Here is a 15,043-nt window from a genome sequence, read left to right as displayed (position 1 = left end):
GGAGACTAGTCGGTGCCGGTCTCCATGGCGGCGCGGTCGAGCGCCGTCTCCTCGCTGTCGGGGGTCTCGCCGCGGGAGGCGATGACCTCGGCGCCGCCCTCGGTGAGCGAGCCGATGAGGCCGGTGGCGGCGGCCTGCGCGGCGCCGATGGCGGGGCTGCCGGAGCCGATGAGGCCGATGCCGGCGTACTGCTCCAGCTTGGCGCGGGAGTCGGCGATGTCGAGGTTCCGCATGGTCAGCTGGCCGATCCGGTCCAGCGGGCCGAAGGCGGAGTCCTCGGTGCGCTCCATGGACAGCTTGTCCGGGTGGTAGCTGAAGGCGGGGCCGGTGGTGTCGAGGAGCGAGTAGTCCTCGCCGCGCCGCAGCCGCAGGGTGACCTCGCCGGTGACGGCGGCGCCGACCCAGCGCTGGAGCGACTCGCGGATCATCAGCGCCTGCGGGTCCAGCCAGCGGCCCTCGTACATGAGGCGGCCGAGGCGGCGGCCCTCGTTGTGGTACTGGGCGAGGGTGTCCTCGTTGTGGATGGCGTTGACGAGGCGCTCGTAGGCGGCGTGCAGCAGCGCCATGCCGGGGGCCTCGTAGATGCCGCGGCTCTTGGCCTCGATGATCCGGTTCTCGATCTGGTCGGACATGCCCAGGCCGTGCCGGCCGCCGATGGCGTTGGCCTCCATGACCAGGTCGACGGCGGAGGCGAACTCCTTGCCGTTGATGGTGACGGGGCGGCCCTGCACGAAGCCGATCGTCACGTCCTCGGGGGCGATCTCGACGGACGGGTCCCAGAACCGCACGCCCATGATCGGGTCGACGGTCTCGACGCCGGTGTCCAGGTGCTCCAGGGTCTTCGCCTCGTGGGTGGCGCCCCAGATGTTGGCGTCGGTGGAGTACGCCTTCTCGGTGGAGTCCCGGTAGGGGAGGTCGTGGGCGACGAGCCACTCCGACATCTCCTTGCGGCCGCCGAGCTCGGTGACGAAGTCGGCGTCCAGCCACGGCTTGTAGATCCGCAGGTGCGGGTTGGCCAGCAGGCCGTAGCGGTAGAACCGCTCGATGTCGTTGCCCTTGAAGGTCGAGCCGTCGCCCCAGATCTGGACGTCGTCCTCCATCATCGCCCGCACCAGGAGGGTGCCGGTGACGGCGCGGCCCAGCGGGGTGGTGTTGAAGTAGGCCCGGCCGCCGGAGCGGATGTGGAAGGCGCCGCAGGTGAGCGCGGCCAGCCCTTCCTCGACCAGCGCGGCGCGGCAGTCGACCAGGCGGGCCACCTCGGCGCCGTAGGTCTGGGCGCGCCCGGGCACCGAGGCGATGTCGGGCTCGTCGTACTGGCCGATGTCGGCGGTGTACGTGCAGGGGACCGCGCCCTTGTCACGCATCCACGCGACCGCGACGGAGGTGTCGAGACCACCGGAGAAGGCGATGCCGACGCGCTCGCCGACGGGAAGGGAGGTGAGAACCTTGGACATGGCAATAGTATGCATGAATCCGCATGGCTATGCAACGCCGGGAGGTCCGGTGGCCGACCCCTGAAGGGGCCTGCCACCGGACCCCGTGCTCAGCCCGCCGCGCGGTAGGCCGCGGTCAGCCGCGCCACCGCGCCCGCCGGGTCACCGGAGAGCAGCCGGTGGTCGGCCTCGGCGAACGGCTTCGCCACCGCCTCCGTGACCTTCTGTCCGATGCGATCCTGCACCAGCAGCCGGGCCCGGGCCACCAGGCGCCGCGCCTCGGGTGAACCGCCCCGCCCGGCCGCCTGGAGCACCCGGGCGGTGAGCCCCAGCGCCCTCAGGGCGGCCTCGCCGCCCCGGGGCGCGGCCGTCAGGGTGGTGAGCCCCCAGCCGTACGGGAACTGCGGGTCGTACGAGGAGTCGCCGACGTTGATCGGCAGCTGGGCCTCCGACCGGGGCCAGGTCACCGGCAGCCGCCCGGTGAAGGGCTTCCGTCCGAAGAGCACGTCCGCGACGCCGTCGCCCTCGGTGCCCGGCAGCCAGGACGCCACCAGGGCGTCGATCCCCGGCAGCCGGTCGCCGATGAGCTGAGGCCGCCCGGAGACGACGAGCACCGCGCACGGCATCGCCGCGCACACCCGGTCGACCGCCGCCTTGTCGGCGGCGCTCAGCTCCAGGTCGTGGCCGTTGCCGACGTCCCCGACGCCCTCCGCGTACGGCGTCTCGCCGACCACCACGACCCCGGCGTCGTACCCCTCCACCGGCGCGGCGGCGTCCTTGGAGTACGTGAGCCCGGGCGCGGCCTTCCGCATCCCCTCGAGGATCGTCGTGCCGGTGGTGTGCTTCCCGGAGGAGCCCTGCCAGCTGATGGTCCAGCCGCCGGTCTGGTTGCCCAGGTCGTCGGCGTTCGAGCCGGCCACGTACACCTTCTGCGAGGGCTTCAGCGGCAGCAGCCCGCCGTCGTTCTTCAGCAGCACCTGCGAGGCGGCCGCGGCCTCGCGGGCCACCGCCCGGTGCTCGGCCGAGCCCACCGAGGGGAGGTGGGTGGGGTCCGCGTACGGCTTCTCGAACAGCCCCAGCCGGAACTTCTGCGTGAGGATCCGGGACACGGCGTCGTCGATCCGGGAGACCGGGATCCGGCCCGCCCCGACCTCGGCCACCAGGGTCCGGGTGAACTCCTGGTAGTTCGTCGGCACCATGATCATGTCCAGGCCGGCGTTGACCGAGGTCCGCACGTCGCTCGGGTAGTCGCCGGGGATCTGGTCGATGGCCTGCCAGTCGCTGATGACGAAGCCCTCGAAGCCCATCCGGTCCTTCAGCACCCCGTTGATCATCTCGGCGTTGGCGTGCATCTTCACCGGGCCGTGCCCGTCCCCGATGACGTCGAGCGAGGAGTACGAGGGCATGACCGTGCCCGCGCCGCGCTTCACCGCCTCCGCGAACGGGGCGAGGTGCACCGCCTCCAGCTCCTCCCGGGTGACCCGGGTGACGCCCTGGTCGATCGTGTACGCGCCGGTCGTCGACGAGCCGAACTCCGTGCCGCCGTCGCCGACGAAGTGCTTGGCGCTGGTCAGGACCTTGTCGTTGCGGTCGAGGTCCTTGCCGTTCCGGGCGCCCTGCATGCCCTCGATGACCGTCTCCATCGCGGTCACCAGCGCCGGGTCCTCGCCGAACGCCTCGTACGACCGGCCCCAGCGCTCGTCCCGCGTCACGCACAGGCACGGCGCGAAGTCCCACGGGACACCGGTCGCCCGCACCTCCTTCGCCGTCACCGCGCCGGTCCGGGCGGCGAGTGCCGGGTCGCGGGTCGCGCCGATGCCGATGTTGTGCGGCATGACCGTCGCCCCGGCGACGTTGTTGTGCCCGTGCACCGCGTCCACGCCGTAGACCAGCGGGATCTGGAGCCGGGTCGCCCGGGTGCGCAGCTGGTAGCCGTCGACCATCCGCGCCCACGCCTCCGGCGTGTTGGGCGAGGGCACCGAGCCGCCGCCCGAGAGCAGCGAGCCGAGCGCGTACCCGGCGATGTCGCCGGGGGCGCGCAGCGCGTTCCGCTCGGCCTGGGTCATCTGCCCGGCCTTCTCGGCCGGGGTCATCCGGGACAGCAGGTCGGCGACCCGCCGCTTCACCGGCAGCCGCGCGTCGAGGTACGGCAGCCCGTGCGCGTCCACCACGACGACCGGCTGCTCGGCCGGCGCCTTGGCGCCCTCGACGGTCAGCTCCACCGGGACGGTCTCGGCGGTCTCGCCCGCGCCGTCCCGCAGCGTCTCGACGGTGATCGAGCGGGTGGTGCCGGAGGGCGTCCCGGCGGGGAAGACGAGGGTGCCGGCGACCGGCCGGTAGTCCTCGCCGGGCTCGGCCGGCCCGTCGTCCTTCGTCGCGTAGGCGACGGTGACGGGCCGGTCGGTCGGCACCGCGCCCGTCGTGTTCAGGGTGACGTCGATCCGGGCGGCGGACCCCTCCGCCACCGGGTGCACGGCGGCCCCCGTGACGACCTGGGTGGTCAGCGCGGGGTCCGCCCTGCCGTACAGCTCGATCCCGTCGAGGGCGAAGGAGCCCGGCGCGCCCGTCGGCAGCGTCAGCGCGTACCCCCACATCCGGTCCAGGCCGAGGACGTGGTCGATGCCGCCGACCGGCTGGTAGTCGGCGCGGTACCGGAAGGACGAGAAGGGGAGCTCGACCAGGTGCCACCCCTCCCAGTCGTCGGTGAAGGAGGTCGTCCACAGCTCGGACGCCTCGCCGTTCGCGCCGCCGTCCTTGAGCTCGAAGGCGATCCGCCTGCCCGACCCGGGCGGCAGCGGCGCGGTGTTCTGCCCGTACCACCAGAACCGGATCCCGCCGTGCGCGGTCCAGTCCTGGGCGGGCCGGTCGAAGGCGAAGTCGTGGGTGAAGCCGCCCCAGCCGCCGATGTCGTAGCGGCCTTCGAGGACCCGGGAGCCCTCGGGGGCGTCGGCCCGCTCGGCGAGCGTGAGCGCCGGGTGGTCGTCGGCGTCGCTGCCCCAGGTGAAGATCCCCTCGGCGGGCGGGTCCGCGAACGGCACCTCGCCCTCGAAGCGGTCGACGATCCGGGGCGCCGGGTCGTCGGCGGCCGGCGCGGCGGTGCTGGGCGCGGCGCCGACGAGCCCCGCGATCAGGGCGGTGGCGGCGGTGGCGGCGAGCCCTCGGGCGCGCGCTCTCCTGCGGTGGTGCGGGTGCGGCATGCGGTCTCCTGGAGACGGGGGAGGAGGGGCGGGGCGGTCGGTCAGGACGGCTGGTGGGTCCACTTCTGGTTGGCGGCCCCGGTGCAGGTCCAGATCTGCGCCCGGGTGCCGTCGGCCGAGGTGTTGCCCGTGACGTCCAGGCACTTGTCGGCGGCCGTGTTGACCACGTCGTGGGTGGCGGGGTCGTACCTCCACCGCTGGGCCCCGGTCCCGTTGCAGGTGTACAGCTGCGCCTTGGTGCCGTCGGCGGTGGCGCCGCCCGTGGCGTCGAGGCACTTGCCGAGCGCGCGGACCGTGCCGTCGGCGGCGAGCGTCCACCGCTGGGCGGCCGTGCCGTTGCAGGTGTACAGCTGGACGGCGGTGCCGTCGGCGCTCGACGCCCCGGCCACGTCCAGGCACTTGCCCGCGAGCCCGGTCAGCGCCCCGGCCGGCGCGGTGCCGCCCGGCGTCCCGGACCAGGTGAAGGTGGCGGTGGTCCGGGCTGGCAGGGTGTACGTGAAGGACCGGCCGCCCCAGTCGACGCGGACGGACTGCGCGGAGCCGCCGCCGTTGTGCGCGATCAGCGCCTTGGAGCCGTCGGGGTTGCGCCAGGCGACGTTCTGCACGGTCGCGTCGTCGGTGGAGGCGATCCGGTACGCGCCGGGCTTCACGAACTTGGTGAGGTGACCGGTCGTGTAGTACTCGACCGTGTAGTCGACCTGCCCGGCCCGGGCGCCGCCCTCCTGCACGGTGACCAGACCGGTGCAGGTGCCGCAGCCGCCGTTGTGCGGCCCCATGTCCTGGTTGAGGGCCAGGCTCCACTTGACCAGGCTGCCGCTCCAGTTGCGGGCGTAGGACACGATGTCCTTCAGGTCCTCGTTGTGCTGGTTCCCGATCCAGGTGCCGCCGGAGTGCTCGGTGGAGAACTGGCGCACCGACGGGTACCGGTCGTGGACCTGGCTGCCGACGGCCGGGTCGCCGGAGTAGCCGTGCCAGGCGATGCCGCCGAAGAGCGGGTCGTCCCGGACGCCCGCGTCACCGAGGACCGCCGCGCCGAAGTTCGCGTAGTCGCCGTAGTTCCAGTCGTGCACCAGGACCTTGGTGGTGATCCCGGCGGCCCGGAAGGCCGGGTAGACGTGGTTCTTGGTGAACTCGACCAGCCCGGACGGGTTCCAGCTCATGCCCGGGTAGTTCATCGCCGTGGGGTTGCCGGCCTGGCAGCAGTTCGGCTCGTTCTGCACCGAGAGGTAGTCGACCTTGATCCCCGCCGCCTGGTAGCTCTGGACGTACTTGACCAGATACTGCGCGTAGGTGGGGTAGTGCTCCCACTTCAGCCAGCCCATCTGGTCCATCCGGCCGTTGTCCTTCATCCACCCGGGTGCGCTCCACGGCACGCCCTTGACCCGCAGCGCCGGGTTCAGCTGCTTGGCCTGCGAGGTCAGCAGCCGCACGTTCGTGTCGTAGCCGTTGGCGCCGAAGTCGTTCAGGTCGCAGCAGGTGTCGTCGAGGGAGACGTGCCCGGGCCGGGAGAGGTCCGAGGCGCCGATGGGGTTGCGGACGAAGGAGAGCCCGATGCCGTCGGTCGGCGAGAAGAGCCTGCGCATGACCTCGTCGCGGGTGGCGGCGCTGATCGCCCCGCCGCGCAGGAGGTGGGCGGTGGTGTCGGTGATCGAGGCGCCGCCGCCCTCGAACTGCTGGTAGGTGGTGGACTCGTCGACGGCGATCGTGCGGCTCGCGCCGCCGCCGGCGGGACCGAAGGCGAGCGGGGTCTGCGGGGCGAGTCCCCGCGTGACGGTGCGTCCTCCGGCGTCGGAGGTGGTGGTCAGCCAGACGTCCACGCGTTCGCCGTCCGCCTGCGCGGTGCCGGGCGCGGTGAGGACCAGGCCCGTCGCCACGAGCGCGCCGGTGAGGAGGACGGCGAGGGAGCGGGGGCGCGCCCGGTGGCGCGCACCCCGCAGAAGATTGAGCTGCACCTGACAACCCTTTCGTCGAGGCGGTGCCGCAGTGCCGTACGGTCCCGGCCCGCCCGGTCCCGTACGCGTCCCGCAAGGCGGCAAGCCTTTTATCAAGCTGTGAACTTATGGAGGCGCCCGGCCCCCGTCAACCCCTCCCGTCTCCAACTCCCGAACCGACGAAGGGGGGAGAGGGGGTGTTCGGCGGGTCTCGGGCGGCGGCGCGTTCGGGAAGTCGCGGTGGACGGGCGACCCCCGTCTCGCGCGGGCGCCCGCGCGCGGGCGGGCGAAGGCGGCGGCCGGGGTCAGGGGCGGGCGGGGCCGTGCAGGGAGACCCGGACCAGGACCGGCAGGTGGTCGCTTCCGGTGGCCGGGAGGGTGCGGGCGGCGGGGACGTGGGCGCCGCGGGCGAGGACCTGGTCGATGCGGGCCAGGGGGAGGGCGGCGGGGTAGCTCAGGGCGAGGCCGCGCTCGGGGGCGGCGAGGCGCGAGGTCAGCGGGGCGAGGCCGCGGTCGTCGACGGTGCCGTTGAGGTCGCCCGCGAGGACGATCCGGTCGGAGGGATCGGCCGCCAGGATCCCGCCGAGGAGGGCGGCGCTCTCGTCCCGGCGCGCCGAGGCGAGCCCGCCGGGGCCCAGGCGTACGGACGGCAGGTGGACGACGTACGCCGCCACCTCCCCGTACGGCGTGCGCACCTCGGCCCGCAGCGCCCGCTGCCACGGCTCCGTGACGCCTCCCGGCTTGATGTCCAGCGCCCGGGTGGCGCCGAGCGGGTGGCGGGACCAGAGGCCGACCGTGCCCCGCACGGAGTGGTACGGGTAGCGGGGCGCGAGTTCCCGCCGGTAGACGGCCAGCGCCGGGTCGACCAGCTCCTGGAGGGCGATCAGGTCGGCTCCGGAGTCCGCCAGGGCCCGGGCGGTGCCGGCCGGATCGGTGTTGTCGTCGGCCACGTTGTGCTGGACGACGGCGAGTTCGCGCGCGCCGGGCGAGGGCGCGGGCAGCAGGAGCGGGACGAAGGCGACGGCCCAGGCGACGGCGGGGACGAGCAGGACGAGCAGCGCCGCGCGGGCGCGGCGGACCGCCGCGCAGAGCAGGAGCAGCGCGGTGAACGGGCCGAGCCAGAAGAGGAAGGACTCCAGGAGGCTGCCCAGCCGTCCCGGGGTGTTCGGCACGAACCGGTGCAGCGCGAGCAGCCCGGCCGTGGCGAGGCCGAGCCCGGCGAGCAGCCGCCCGCGCCGCCGTCCGCCGTCCGGCCCGCGCCGGAACGCCCGCAGCGGCCCCCTGCCCGCTTTCCCTTCCCGCCCCGCCACGGTCATCCGCCCTTTCCCCGGTCGTCCCCCGGTCTTCCCCCGCCCTCCCTGATCAGGACGTTTCCGGCCGGTCCGCGGTTGCCGGCCGTTTGACGGCGGCTTGGAGTGGGCATGTCAGCGCGCGATCGTCCGCTCCACCCACCGCCCCGCCGCACGACCCACCCCCCATCGCCTCGACCCCCTCAGGGAGCCGGAGTTGAAGACCACGCGCCGCGTCGCGAAGGGGGCCGCCGTCCTCGGCGGCGCCCTCGCGCTCCTCCTCGCCCTCCCGGGCGCCGCCCTCGCCGCCCCGCCGCCCGCGCTCCCCGCGAACGCGGACGCCCTGGAGCGGACCTACCAGCCCGCGTACGACTACGACACGGACGGCTGCTACCCGACCGCCGCGATCGGCCCCGACGGCACCCTCAACCCGGGGCTCAACCCGTCCGGCACGGTCAGCGGAGGGTGCCGGGACTCCTGGGACCTGACCGGTACCAACGGCTACTCCCGTGCGCTCTGCGACCGCGAGTGGTGCGCGGTCCTCTACGGGCTGTACTTCGAGAAGGACCAGGCCGTCTGGGGCAGCGGGCTCGGCGGCCACCGGCACGACTGGGAACACGTCGTCGTCTGGATCAAGGACGGGCAGGCCCAGTACGTCTCCACCTCGAACCACGGCTCCTTCACCGTGCACGCCCGGGACCGGATCCGCTGGGACGGCACCCACCCGAAGGTCGTCTACCACAAGGACGGCATCGGCACCCACTGCTTCCGGGCCGCGGGCGCCGGCGATGAGCCGCCCGAGAACCATCAGGGCACCTGGCAGTACCCCGCCCTCGTCGGCTGGAACGGCTACCCGCCCGGCATCCGCGAGAAGCTCAGCCAGGCCGACTTCGGCAGCGCCCACTTCGGGCTCAAGGACGGCAGCTTCGCCGACCACCTCGCCGAGGCGAAGCCGGCCGGGATCTCCTTCGACCCCTACGCGTAGCGGGCGCGGGGCCGGGTCTCAGGTGGTGACCCGGTCCCGCAGCGCCGTCTGCCACGCGGGCGCCGGGATGCTGGGCGCGCGCTCGGGGCGCCGCCCGCCCTGGGCGAAGAAGTCGACCAGCGGCAGCAGCCCGGCCCCGACCGTCACCGCCTCCGGCCCGAGCGTCCCGAGCGCGATCTCGGTGCGCCCGCCGGGGTGGCGCAGCGCGTAGGCGCGGGCGTACGCCGTCACGGAGCCCAGGAAGCGGCTCCCGAGCTGGAGTCCCGCCCAGCCTCCGACGAGGATCCGCTCCGGCTGGAAGAGGTTGATGAGATCGGCCAGGCCGGCCCCGAGGTACTCGGCGGTCTCGTCCAGGACCGCGAGCGCCACCGCGTCGGCCGGGCCGCCGTCCGCGGGGTGGGCCGCCGCGAGCATCGCGGTCAGGGCGGTCTCCTCGTCGGCGCCGGCGGGCGGCTCGCCGCCCGCCTCCCGCCACCGTTCGAGCAGCGCCTCCGCGCCGGCGTACGCCTCCAGGCAGCCCTGGGCGCCGCACCGGCAGCGCCGGCCCCGGACGCGCACCGTCAGGTGGCCCCACTCCAGCGCCCGCCCGGGCCCCAGCGGGTCCGTGACCACGCAGGCCCCGACGCCGGAACCGAAGAGGACGGCCACGGCGCTGCGGGCGCCCCGTCCCGCGCCGAACCACATCTCGGCCTGGCCCAGCGTCTTCGCGCCGTTCTCGATCCGGTACGGGACCTCCGGCGGCAGGTCCACCGCCTCCCGGAGCAGCCGCTCCAGCGGCACCGCGTCCCAGCCGATCGTCTGCCCGTGCACCACCGCCCCGTCCTCCGGGGTCCGCTCGACGATGCCGGGGACGCCGATCCCGACGCCCAGCAGCCGCTCCGGGGAGGCGCCGGCGGTGCGCAGCACCTCCGCGATGCCGTCCCGCAGCAGGCGCACCACGAGCCCCACCTCGTACCGCCCCGTCCGGGGCCCCGAGGTCGCCAACGGGCGCTCGGTGCGGGCCAGTTCGGTCAGGGCGAGGTCGAAAAGCTCGATCCGCACCCGGGTCTCGCCGATGTCGACGCCGATCATGCGGCCGCTGTCCGGCGCGATCCGCAGCAGGGTGCGGGGGCGGCCGCCGGCGGAATCGACGCTGCCGGCCTCCTCGACGAGCCCCTCGGCGACCAGTTCCGCGACCACGTTGCTGATCGACCCGGAGCTGAGCCCGGTCGCGGGGCCCAGCATGAGCCGGCTCATCGGGCCGTCGAAATAGAGCCTGCGCAGCACCGCCGTCCGGTTCTCGCGCCGCAGGTCGCGCACCGTGCGGCCACTCTTCCCGTGCACTGTCGTCCCCGTCCGTCGTAGTCGTCGGCTGCAACATACCCGCACGACAAGCCTTGACGCGACCTTCTCATGGGGTTTAACTCACATCCTAAATTAAGCCGACGCGGCGGAGAGCGGTCCGGGCGCTCCCCCTGTCGGTACTCCCGCCTTCCCCGAAAGGGACCAGGAGCCATGCGCAGAATCAGAGCCGCCGTCACGGGTGCCGTCACCCTCTCCCTCGTCCTCACCGCGACCGCCTGCGGCGGCGGAGAGGACGGCGGCGGCCAGGCGACGAAGACCCTCACCTACTGGGCCTCCAACCAGGGCTCCAGCCTGGAGGTCGACAAGAAGGTGCTCCAGCCCGAACTGGACGAGTTCGAGCGCCGCACCGGCATCAAGGTCAAGCTGGAGGTGGTGCCGTGGTCCGACCTGCTCAACCGGATCCTCACCGCCACCACCTCCGGGCAGGGCCCGGACGTCCTCAACATCGGCAACACCTGGAGCGCCTCCCTCCAGGCCACCGGCGCCCTCCTGCCCTGGGACGCGAAGAACTTCGAGGCCATCGGCGGCAAGGACCGCTTCGTCGACTCCGCCCTCGGCTCCACCGGCGCCCCCGGCAAGGACCCGGCCGCCGTCCCGCTCTACTCGATGGCCTACGCCCTCTACTACAACAAGCAGATGTTCAAGGACGCCGGCATAGCCGAGCCGCCGACGACCTGGGACGAGGTGATCGCCGCCGGCAAGAAGCTGACCGAGGACGGCAAGAGCGGCATCGGCGTCGAGGGCTCCAACCTCTCCAACAACATCCACCAGGTCTTCGTCCTCGGCAAGCAGCACGGCGCCGACTTCTTCACCGCCGACGGCAAGCCCGACTTCACCTCCGACGGCGCGGTGGCCGCCGTCAAGCAGTACGTCGACCTCATGGCCACGCACAAGATCGTCGCCCCGGGCAACGCCGAGTACGCCCAGAACCAGTCCCTGAGCGACTTCGCCAAGGACAAGACCGGCATGGTCCTCTGGCAGACCCCCTCCCAGACCTTCGCCTCCCAGGGCATGTCCGAGGAGGAGTGGGGCGTCGTCCCCGCCCCCGTCCCCTCCGGCAAGCCGGGCACCGGCACCTCCGTCAACTCGATGGTCGCCGGCATCAACATGGCCGTCTTCAAGAACACCAAGAACCTCGACGGCGCCCTGAAGTTCGTGAAGTTCATGACCAGCGACGAGGAGCAGACCGCCCTCAACAAGACCTACGGCTCCGTGCCGCCGGTCAAGGCCGCCCAGAAGGACCCGGCCTTCTCCGGACCCTCCCTCGCCGTCATCCGCGACACCCTCGCCTCCAGCGCCGCCGCCCTCCCGCAGGTCCCGGAGGAGTCGCAGTTCGAGACCGTCGTCGGCACCGCGGTCAAGGAGCTGTTCGCCGACGCGGCCGCCGGCCGGCCCGTCACCACCGAATCCGTCAAGGCCAAGCTCGACAAGGCCCAGCAGCAGATGCCGAAGAAGTAGGCACCGGCCCCATGACCCAGACCGCCGTCACCCCCGCGCGGGAGCCGGCGGTGCGCAAGGCCACACCCGGAGGGGCGCGCACCGCACGCCGCTCCGGGCGTCGCCGTCTCGCACTGCCCTACCTGCTGCTCCTGCCCGCCCTGGTCCTCGAACTCCTCGTCCACCTCGTGCCGATGCTCATGGGCGTCGCCATGAGTTTCAAGGAGCTCACCCAGTTCTACATCCGCGACTGGGCGAGCGCCCCCTGGTCCGGACTGGACAACTTCTCGGTCTCGATCGACTTCGACGGGGCCGTCGGACAGTCGCTGCTCACGTCCTTCGTCACCACCTGCCGGTTCACCCTGCTCTCCGTCGGCCTGTGCTGGCTGCTGGGCACGGCCGCCGCGATCCTCCTCCAGGAGAACTTCCGCGGCCGGGGCTTCCTGCGCACCCTCTTCCTCGTCCCGTACGCCCTGCCCGTCTACGCCGCCGTCATCACCTGGGCCTTCATGTTCCAGCGCGACAACGGCCTCATCAACCACGTCCTCCACGACCAGCTCGGCATCGGCGACGGCCCCGCCTTCTGGCTCATCGGGGACAACAGCTTCTGGGCCCTGCTCGCCGTCTCCGTGTGGAAGGGCTGGCCCTTCGCCTTCCTCACCGTCATGGCCGGGCTCCAGAACATCCCCCGCGACATGTACGAGGCCGCCGCCCTCGACGGCGCCGGCGTGTGGAAGCAGATCCGGCACATCACCCTGCCGTCCCTGCGCTCCGTCAACCAGGTCCTCGTCCTGGTCCTCTTCCTGTGGACCTTCAACGACTTCAACACGCCGTTCGTCCTCTTCGGCGAGGCGGCGCCGGAGGCCGCGGACCTCATCTCGCTCCACATCTACCAGTCGTCCTTCCAGACGTGGAACTTCGGTACCGGCTCGGCCATGTCCGTGCTCCTGCTGCTCTTCCTCCTCCTCGTCACGGGCGTCTACCTCCTGCTCACCACCCGCGGAAGGAAGACCTCCGATGTCTGAAGCCGCCCACGGGCGCCCGGCCCGCCCGCGCTCCCCGATGGCCCCGCCCCGCTCCTTCCTCTGGACCCGGCGGATCGTCCTCGCCCTGCTCGCCGGCTTCGTCCTGCTGCCGGTGTACGTGATGGTCTCCAGCTCGCTGAAGCCGCTGGAGGACGTCTCGGGGAAGTTCGAGTGGATCCCGTCGGCCCTCACCCTGCGGCCGTACGCGGACATCTGGGAGACCATCCCGCTCGCCGACTACTTCGTGAACTCGATCGTCGTCGCCGGCGCCGCCACCGTCCTCTCCGTGGCCGTCGCGGTCTTCGCCGCGTACGCCGTCAGCCGCTACTCCTTCCGCGGCAGGCGGGTCTTCACCGTCACCGTCCTGTCGACGCAGATGTTCCCCGGCATCCTCTTCCTGCTGCCGCTCTTCCTCATCTACGTCAACATCGGCAACGCCACCGGCATCGCCCTCTTCGGCTCCCGCGAAGGCCTGATCCTCACCTATCTGACCTTCTCGCTGCCCTTCTCCATCTGGATGCTCACCGGCTACTTCGACTCGATCCCGCGCGAGCTCGACGAGGCGGCGAAGGTCGACGGCTGCGGCCCGGTCCGCGCGCTCTTCCGCGTGATCGTGCCGGCCGCCCGGCCCGGCATCGTCGCCGTCGCCGTCTACGCCTTCATGACCGCCTGGGGCGAGGTCCTCTTCGCCTCCGTCATGACCAACGACACCACCCGCACGCTCGCCGTCGGGCTCCAGGGCTACTCCACCCAGAACGACGTCTACTGGAACCAGGTGATGGCCGCCTCCCTCGTGGTGAGCGTCCCCGTCGTCGCCGGCTTCCTGCTCCTCCAGCGCTACCTCGTCGCAGGCCTCACCGCGGGTGCGGTCAAGTGACGACCCCCCGGCGCCGCACCCCGCTCCGTACCGCAGAAAGGCACCCCGTGTCCGACCCCACCGCCGTCCCGCTCGACCTGGCGGCCTTCCCGCCCTCCTTCGCCTGGGGCACGGCGACCTCCGCCTACCAGATCGAGGGCGCCGTCGCCGAGGACGGCCGCGCCCCGTCCATCTGGGACACCTTCTCCCGCGTCCCCGGCGCGATCGACAACGGCGACACCGGCGACACGGCCTGTGACCACTACCACCGCTGGCCCGAGGACATCGCCCTCATGAAGGAGCTCGGCACCGACACCTACCGGATGTCGATCGCCTGGCCCCGCGTCGTCCCCGGCGGCGACGGGCCCGTCAACGCCGCCGGACTCGACTTCTACGACCGGCTCGTCGACGGCCTCCTCGACGCCGGCATCACCCCCTCCGTCACCCTCTACCACTGGGACCTGCCGCAGGCCCTCCAGGACCGGGGCGGCTGGACCTCCCGCGAGACCGCCGAGCACCTCGCCGCGTACGCCTCCGTCGTCGCCGGCCGGCTCGGCGACCGCGTCACCCGCTGGGCCACCCTCAACGAGCCCCTCTGCTCCGCCTGGATCGGACACCTGGAGGGCCGGATGGCGCCGGGCCTCACCGACCTGACGGCCGCCGTCCGCGCCTCGTACCACCTGCTCCTCGGCCACGGCCTCACCACCGCCGCCCTCCGGGCCGCCGTGCCCGGCGCCCGCGTCGGCCTGGTGACGAACCACTCCACGGTCACGCCCGCCTCCGGCAGCCCCGAGGACCTCGCCGCCGCCGCCCGCATGGACGGCCACAGCAACCGCTGGTGGCTCGACCCGGTGTACGGCCGGGGCTTCCCCGCCGACATGCGCGAGCTGTACGGCGTCGAACTCCCCGAGAAGCCCGGCGACATGGCGGCCATCGCCGCCCCGCTCGACTGGCACGGCCTCAACTACTACTTCCCGGTGACCGTCGCCGACGACCCCGAGGGCCCCGTCCCGCACGCCCGCGAGGTCCGCCTGCCCGACGTGCCCCGCACCGGCATGGACTGGCAGATCGAGGCCGCGGGCCTGGAGACCCTGCTGCTCCGGCTCACCGAGGAGTACGGCGTCCGCGAGCTGTACGTCACCGAGAACGGCTCCGCCTTCCCCGACGAGACCGGCCCCGACGGCGCCGTCCACGACCCCGACCGCACCCGCTACCTGGAGCAGCACCTCGCCGCCTGCGCGAGCGCCGTCCGCAAGGGCGCCCCGCTCGCCGGCTACTACGCCTGGTCGCTCCTGGACAACTTCGAGTGGGCCTACGGCTACGACAAGCGCTTCGGCCTCGTCCACGTCGACTACGCCACCCAGAAGCGCACCGTGAAGACCAGCGGCCGCCGCTACGCCGACATCGTCCGCGCCCACCGGGAGCAGCGCGGCTGATCCCGGCCCTCCCCGTGACCGCGCGGAAGGCCGCCCCTGCCGTCCGGGGGGGGGCCAGAACCCGCCCCCCCCCCCCCCCCCCGCCGGGGTCAAGTAAAAAAAACCGAACC

10 protein-coding genes are annotated in these 15,043 nt (G+C 72.9%); 5 read left to right on the top strand and 5 right to left on the bottom strand.

The features are described 5' to 3' along the window. Positions 1–5 precede the first annotated feature (5 nt). The 4 genes from argG to ACFW6A_RS25535 all read right to left on the bottom strand — a co-directional run bounded on the left by argG (position 6) and on the right by ACFW6A_RS25535 (position 7,877). Positions 6–1,454 (bottom strand): argininosuccinate synthase, encoded by a 1,449-nt coding sequence (argG, locus tag ACFW6A_RS25550; RefSeq protein WP_386643191.1) that lies wholly within the window; start codon positions 1,452–1,454, stop codon positions 6–8. An 89-nt stretch (positions 1,455–1,543) separates the two neighbouring features. Beyond that, positions 1,544–4,630, bottom strand: coding sequence for a glycoside hydrolase family 3 N-terminal domain-containing protein (locus ACFW6A_RS25545; RefSeq protein WP_386643189.1), 3,087 nt, complete (start codon positions 4,628–4,630; stop codon positions 1,544–1,546). A gap of 41 nt (positions 4,631–4,671) precedes the next feature. Then, the gene (locus ACFW6A_RS25540) at positions 4,672–6,504 is read right to left on the bottom strand and encodes a ricin-type beta-trefoil lectin domain protein (RefSeq protein ID WP_386481967.1); all 1,833 of its coding nucleotides are present in this window, start codon (positions 6,502–6,504) and stop codon (positions 4,672–4,674) included. Positions 6,505–6,866: 362 nt separating this feature from the next. After that, positions 6,867–7,877, bottom strand: a complete 1,011-nt coding sequence (locus ACFW6A_RS25535; RefSeq protein WP_351852886.1) for an endonuclease/exonuclease/phosphatase family protein — start codon at positions 7,875–7,877, stop codon at positions 6,867–6,869. 190 nt (positions 7,878–8,067) lie between these two features. Between ACFW6A_RS25535 and ACFW6A_RS25530 the strand changes: the two genes are divergently transcribed. After that, positions 8,068–8,835, top strand: coding sequence for an NPP1 family protein (locus tag ACFW6A_RS25530; RefSeq protein ID WP_351852888.1), 768 nt, complete (start codon positions 8,068–8,070; stop codon positions 8,833–8,835). 18 nt (positions 8,836–8,853) lie between these two features. Here the strand turns inward: ACFW6A_RS25530 and ACFW6A_RS25525 are convergent, their stop codons facing one another. Then, complete coding sequence (locus ACFW6A_RS25525; RefSeq protein WP_351852891.1) at positions 8,854–10,158, bottom strand: ROK family protein; 1,305 nt, start codon at positions 10,156–10,158, stop codon at positions 8,854–8,856. Between the two features lie 171 nt (positions 10,159–10,329). On the opposite strand from ACFW6A_RS25525, the gene ACFW6A_RS25520 reads away from it, so the two are divergent. The 4 genes from ACFW6A_RS25520 to ACFW6A_RS25505 are packed head-to-tail and all read left to right on the top strand — an operon-like array spanning position 10,330 to position 14,933. Then, a complete protein-coding gene (locus tag ACFW6A_RS25520) occupies positions 10,330–11,637 on the top strand; it encodes a sugar ABC transporter substrate-binding protein (protein ID WP_351852893.1) in 1,308 nt (435 codons plus the stop codon). Positions 11,638–11,648: 11 nt separating this feature from the next. Beyond that, positions 11,649–12,641 (top strand): sugar ABC transporter permease, encoded by a 993-nt coding sequence (locus ACFW6A_RS25515; RefSeq protein ID WP_351852895.1) that lies wholly within the window; start codon positions 11,649–11,651, stop codon positions 12,639–12,641. Then, positions 12,634–13,518, top strand: a complete 885-nt coding sequence (locus tag ACFW6A_RS25510; RefSeq protein ID WP_351852897.1) for a carbohydrate ABC transporter permease — start codon at positions 12,634–12,636, stop codon at positions 13,516–13,518. Before ACFW6A_RS25515 ends, ACFW6A_RS25510 begins: the two co-directional genes overlap by 8 nt. Positions 13,519–13,565: 47 nt before the next feature. Then, positions 13,566–14,933, top strand: a complete 1,368-nt coding sequence (locus tag ACFW6A_RS25505) for a GH1 family beta-glucosidase (RefSeq protein ID WP_351852900.1) — start codon at positions 13,566–13,568, stop codon at positions 14,931–14,933. The last annotated feature ends 110 nt before the right edge of the window (positions 14,934–15,043 follow it).

This window comes from Streptomyces sp. NPDC058758 (genome assembly GCF_042746075.1).
Lineage (GTDB): Bacteria > Actinomycetota > Actinomycetes > Streptomycetales > Streptomycetaceae > Streptomyces.
Note: the sequence above shows the minus strand (reverse complement) of the source record. Positions and strands in the feature narration are given on the sequence as shown.

Bases quoted from the DNA above. Each gene is read 5' to 3' on its own strand.
- argG (WP_386643191.1), bottom strand. From the start codon at position 1,454: ATGTCCAAGGTTCTCACCTCCCTTCCCGTCGGCGAGCGCGTCGGCATC.
- ACFW6A_RS25545 (WP_386643189.1), bottom strand. From the start codon at position 4,630: ATGCCGCACCCGCACCACCGCAGGAGAGCGCGCGCCCGAGGGCTCGCC.
- ACFW6A_RS25535 (WP_351852886.1), bottom strand. From the start codon at position 7,877: ATGACCGTGGCGGGGCGGGAAGGGAAAGCGGGCAGGGGGCCGCTGCGG.
- ACFW6A_RS25520 (WP_351852893.1), top strand. From the start codon at position 10,330: ATGCGCAGAATCAGAGCCGCCGTCACGGGTGCCGTCACCCTCTCCCTC.
- ACFW6A_RS25515 (WP_351852895.1), top strand. From the start codon at position 11,649: ATGACCCAGACCGCCGTCACCCCCGCGCGGGAGCCGGCGGTGCGCAAG.
- ACFW6A_RS25510 (WP_351852897.1), top strand. From the start codon at position 12,634: ATGTCTGAAGCCGCCCACGGGCGCCCGGCCCGCCCGCGCTCCCCGATG.